The 5,277-nt window shown below is 74.9% G+C and carries 5 protein-coding genes; all 5 read left to right on the top strand.

The window, feature by feature from the left end:
* Positions 1 to 1,894 (top strand): 4-alpha-glucanotransferase (malQ, locus tag B7767_RS06255; RefSeq protein ID WP_107485838.1); only part of this gene is annotated, 1,894 nt, incomplete at its 5' end.
* Positions 1,875 to 3,041 (top strand): sedoheptulose 7-phosphate cyclase, encoded by a 1,167-nt coding sequence (locus tag B7767_RS06260; RefSeq protein WP_085571250.1) that lies wholly within the window; start codon positions 1,875 to 1,877, stop codon positions 3,039 to 3,041. The genes malQ and B7767_RS06260, both read left to right, overlap by 20 nt.
* A gap of 11 nt (positions 3,042 to 3,052) precedes the next feature.
* A complete protein-coding gene (locus B7767_RS06265) occupies positions 3,053 to 3,412 on the top strand; it encodes a cupin domain-containing protein (RefSeq protein ID WP_256923337.1) in 360 nt (119 codons plus the stop codon).
* Positions 3,393 to 4,481, top strand: a complete 1,089-nt coding sequence (locus B7767_RS06270; RefSeq protein ID WP_085571252.1) for an ROK family protein — start codon at positions 3,393 to 3,395, stop codon at positions 4,479 to 4,481. Before B7767_RS06265 ends, B7767_RS06270 begins: the two co-directional genes overlap by 20 nt.
* A partial coding sequence (locus B7767_RS06275; RefSeq protein WP_085571253.1) for a sugar nucleotide-binding protein occupies positions 4,478 to 5,277 on the top strand: 800 nt, incomplete at its 3' end. The genes B7767_RS06270 and B7767_RS06275, both read left to right, overlap by 4 nt.

A 5,277-nucleotide genomic window follows, 5' to 3' on the forward strand; every position in this document is an offset into this window, starting at 1 on the left:
CGCGGACAGGCTGCTTCCGCCCTGCGTGGTCGTCCGTGCCGGATCGGCCGCGGGGCTGCGGCTGCCGCCCGGCGCCGAGGCCCGCGTCGCCCTGGAGGACGGTGGCGAGAAAGCTCCCGAGGACCCGTTGCCGCCGGGCGCGCACATCCTGCACGCCGTGGCGGGCCGGCGGCGGGCGTCCGCTCCGCTGCTGTCGGTGCCCGAGCGCATCTCCGTGCCCGAGCGGCGCGGCTGGGGCTTCCTGGTCCAGCTGTACTCGGTGCTCTCCCGCAGGTCCTGGGGCATGGGCGACCTGGCCGACCTCGCGGAGCTGGCCTCCTGGTCCGGCCGCGCGCTGGGCGCCGGCTTCGTCCAGCTGGGGCCGCTGCACGCGGTGGAGCCGGGTCCGCTGCCCGATCCGTCGCCGTACCGGCCGAGTTCGCGGCGGTTCGCGGACCCGATGCACGTCCGGGTGGAGGAGGTGCCGGAGTACCGGTACCTGGACCGGGAGGCCCGCCGCGCGGTGGACTCCTGCGCCGCCCGGGCGCGGGCCCTCAACGAGCGCGTGCTGAGCGGCGGGACGCTGATCGACCGGGAGGTGGTGCGCGCGCTCAAGTTCGAGGCGCTGCGCCATGTGTACCGGGTGCCGGCCCCGCCCGGTCGCCGTGCGGCTCTGGAGGCGTTCACCGCCCGCGAGGGCGGGGACCTGACGGACTTCGCCACCTGGTCCGCGCTGGCCGAGGTGCACGGCGGCGCCTGGCGGTCCTGGCCCGAGGGGTTGCGCGACCCGCGGTCGCCGCGGGTGGCCGAGGCGCGCGAGGAACTGGCGGAAGCCATCGCGTTCCACCGCTGGCTGGCGTGGGTCACCGACGAGCAGCTCGCCGCCGCGCAGCGCGCGGCGAAGGACGCGGGCATGGACATCGGCCTGGTGCACGACCTGGCGGTGGGCGTCGCCCCCGAGGGGGCCGACGCCTGGACGCTGCAGCACTGCCTGGCCGGCGGGATGAGCGTCGGGGCACCACCGGACGACTTCAATCCGCTCGGTCAGGACTGGGGCCAGCCGCCCTGGCGGCCGGACGCGCTGGCCGCCGAGGGGTACCGGCCGCTGGCCGGGCTGCTGCGCGCCGGCATGCGGCACGCGGGGGCCCTGCGGGTCGACCACGTCATGGGGCTGTTCCGGTTGTGGTGGGTGCCCGAGGGCCGGCCCCCGTCCGAGGGGACCTACGTCCGCTACGACGCCGAGGCCATGCTCGGCGTGCTGCTCCTGGAGGCCCACCGGGCCGGGGTGGCGGTGATCGGCGAGGACCTCGGCACGGTGGAGCGCGGTGTCCGCGAGGAGCTGGCCGCGCGCGGCGTGCTCGGCACGTCGGTGCAGCGCTTCGAGTACCTGGGCGGTTCCGAGGGACGGCACGGTCCGCTGCCGCCGCGGCAGTGGCGCAGGAACTGCCTGGCCACGCTGACCACCCACGACCTGCCGACGACCACCGCATGGCTGAGCGGCGAACACGTCGACCTGCGGGCCCGGCTGGGGCTGCTGACCCGCCCGGAGCCGGAGGAGAAGGCGCAGGCGGCGGCCGAGCGGGACGGCTGGCTGGCGGAACTGCGCCGGCAGGGCCTGCTGCCCGACGCCGACGGCGAGCTGGTCGCCCTGCACCGTTTCCTGACCCGCACCCCGTCCACCCTGCTCGGGGTCTGGCTGCCGGACGCCACCGGCGACCGCAGGCCCCAGAACCTGCCCGGCACCGCTGACGTGCACCCCAACTGGAGGCTGCCGGTGGCGGACGGGCACGGCCGGCCGGTGCCCTTGGAGGACCTGCCCGGCCATCCCCATGTACAGGCCGTCGCCCGCGTGTTCGCCGACGGTGAACCGCACGGAACGAAGACCGAGGAGAGAGATGTCAGGCCAGGCCCTTGATCGGCTCGAAGGGGTCCGTGAGGACTCCGGAGGCTTCGACCTGCTGGCGCCGGACGGCACGCGCTACCGTGTGGACGTCACCGACGGGGTGTTCGACCCCCGCAACCCGCTCCTCGCGGGCTATGTGGCGGGACGGCGTGTGGTGGCCTTCGTCGGCCCCACGGTGGACCGTCTCTACGGCGACCGGCTGCGCGCCTACCTCGACGCCCGGCTGGAGCCGGGCAGCTGGAGCGTCCACGCCATCGACAGCGGTGAACGGAACAAGACCCTCACGTCGGTGGAGCGGGTGTGTGCCGTCGCCAAGGCGTCCGGCCTGGACCGGCACGGGGTGATGCTCGCCGTGGGCGGCGGGATCGTCGCGGACGTCGTGGGCTTCGCGGCCTCGATGTACGCCCGCGGCATCCGCTACATCAAGGTCAACACCACCCTGGTGGGACAGGTGGACGTGGGCGTCGGGGTGAAGACCGGCGTCAACGCCCTGGACTCCAAGAACATGTTCGGCGCCTACCACCCCGCGCACGCCTCGCTCAACGACCCGGCCCTGCTGGCCACACTGCCGGCCCGGGAGATCCGCTGCGGCCTCGCGGAGATCGTGAAGATGGCCGTGATCCTCGACTCCGACCTCTTCCGGGCGCTGGAGGAGCACCCGGACGCCTTCCTGCGTTCCTCCGACGGCGCGCTGGAGACGTACGTGCTGCGCACCTCGATGCGGCTGATGATGGAGGAGCTCTGCCCCAACCTCCGCGAGCACGACCTCGCCCGGCTCGTCGACTTCGGGCACACCTTCAGCCCGGTGATCGAGACGGCCGGCGGCCACCGCCTGGAACACGGCGAGGCGGTCGCCGTCGACATGGCCCTGTCGGCACATGTGGCCCGGCTGCTGGGGCTCGTCGACGCGGAGAGCTGCGCGCGCGTGGTGACGCTGCTGCGCCGCATCGGCCTCCCCGTGTTCGACCCGGCCACCTGCACGCCGGAGCTGATGACGCAGGCCCTGCACGCCTCCTGGCAGCGCCGGGGACGCAAACTGCACCTCGTCGTGCCGACCGGCATCGGCAAGGCGGACTTCGTGGAGCGGCTGGAGGACCTGCCCGCCGACGTGCTGCGGGCCGCCCTGGACGCGCTGGCGCGCGACGGGGGCACGGAGTGACCGCCCGCGACGTGGTGAACCTAGACACGCTCCTGCGCGGCAAGGAGCACGACCACGGCGGGCTGGGCACGATCCTCGCGCACCGCCTGTTCGCCCGCGCCGAAGGCGGCGTGGGAGCGGAGTTCGTCGACATCGCCGTGCTGCCGCCCGGCACGTCCATAGGGCGCCATCGGCACGCCCTGGACCGTGAGACGTACGTCGTGCTCAGCGGCAGCGGACTGATGTACCGGGACGGAGCCGAGTTCCGCGTCGGCGCCGGGGACGTCGTCGTCAACCACCCGTACGGCGAGCACGGCCTCGTCAACGACTCGGCCGCCGATCTGTGGCTTCTGGTCTTCGAGGAGGAGCTCCGTGACCGTCCCGCGGTCTGACCGTCTCTCCGCCGGTCCGGCGCACCGCGCGGACTCCTGGCGGCCCCACGACGTCTTCACCGTGCTCGACGTGGGGGGCACGACGCTGCGGACCGGGAGCTACGACCCGGTGACGGCGGCCGTCTCCCGCGTGCGCCGGGTGCCGGTCGAGGGCATGGCCCGTCATCCGGGGGACCCGGTGGCCGGTCTGCAGCGCCGCGTCGTGGACCAGATCGTCCACGAGGTCGGCCGGCACACCGCGGGAACGGCGCCGCGCGCCGTCGGCGTGGCCTTCGCCGGGCCGATCTCCGCCGGCGGTCTGGTGCTGGCCGCTCCCACGGTGTGGGGGCGGCGCGGTGACCCGCTGCCGCTGGGGCAGCTCCTGACGGAGCGGACCGGCGTGCCGGTCGTGGTGGTCAACGACCTGACCGCCGCCGCCTGGCGCTACGCGGCGACCGAGACCGAGCCGTTCTGTCTGATCACCGTCAGTTCCGGCATCGGCAACAAGGTCTTCCGGGGCGGGGAGGTGCTGCTGGACGCGGACGGGCACGGGGGCGAACTCGGGCACTGGGTGTGCGATCCGTCCCCGGGGGCGCCGCTGTGCGACTGCGGCGCGCGCGGTCATCTCGGTGCCGTCGCCTCCGGGCGGGGAGTGCTCGCCGCGGTCCGCCGTGCGGCGGACGCCGACCCGGCCGGTTTCGCCCGGTCAGGGCTGGCCGCGCGCTGCGGCGGCCGTGCGCACGGCATCGACAATCCGGCCGTCGCGGCCGCGGTGCGGGAGGGCGACGCGTTCACCACGCAGGTGCTGCGCGGCACCCTCACGCATCTCGCGCAGGCGATCGGGGCCGTCTTCACCTCCGTCGGGGTGTGCCGGTACATCGTGATGGGCGGCTTCGCGCTGGCGGTCGGTGAACGCTACCGGGAGCTGCTGGTGGGCGAGTTGGTGAGACTGGGGTGTTTCGGTCTGGACGCGGACGCGGTCGACGCCATGGTGTCGCTCGGCGAACCGGACGACGACCACGGCCTGATCGGTGCCGGCAGGCTGCTGGCCGACCGGATGTCCCGGCCGTCCCCGGCGGGTGCCCGGTGAGCGCCGGGGGCACCCTCGTCGTCGGCAGCGGTTTCGTCGGCACGGGCATCGCTCGGCGGCTGGCGGCGGCCGGTGAGCCGGTCACCGTCACCTCGCGCCACCGACCGGAGCACCTCCCGGACCTCCCGGGGATCCGGTGGCACGCCCTGGACGCCACCGATTCCGCGGCGTGCGGCCGGCTCGTGGCCCGGCTGGACCCGCGGCGCATCGTCCTCGTGCACGGCCCGTCCGACGTCACGTGGTGCGAGGAGCACCCGGACCTGGCCGTCGCGGCGCACACCGCCGCGGCCGCCCACTTCGCCGCGCTGGCCGGGGACGCGAGGCTGCTGATGATCTCCACCGACAACGTCTTCGACGGATCCCGGCCCGACAACCCCGAGGACGCCCCGGTCTCCCCGGCCAACGCCTACGGCCGCGCGAAGCTGCGGGCGGAACGGACCGTCCTCGACGCGGCGGCGGACGCGGTGGTGCTGCGGGTCAGCCTGGTCTACGGACACGAGCCCGCGGACGCCGGCAAATGGCTCAACTTCTTCGCCGCGTGCGCGCACCGGCTGCGGCGCGGCGAGCAGGTCAGGGTGCCGCGGGACCAGTGGACGACCCCGGTGCTGGTGGACGACGTCGCGGAGGTGACGGCAGCTCTGCTGGGCGCCGGCGCGCCCCTGCCGCCGGTCCTCCATCTGGGCGGGCCGGACCGCGTGAGCCGTGCCGCCTGGGCCTCGGTCGTCGCCGAGACGCTGGGGGCGCCCGCGCACCTGGTCGTGCCGGTGCCGCGGGCGGCCACGCGGTACGCCTCCCG

The organism is Streptomyces sp. 13-12-16, assembly GCF_002114215.1.
Classification (GTDB): Bacteria; Actinomycetota; Actinomycetes; order Streptomycetales; family Streptomycetaceae; genus Streptomyces.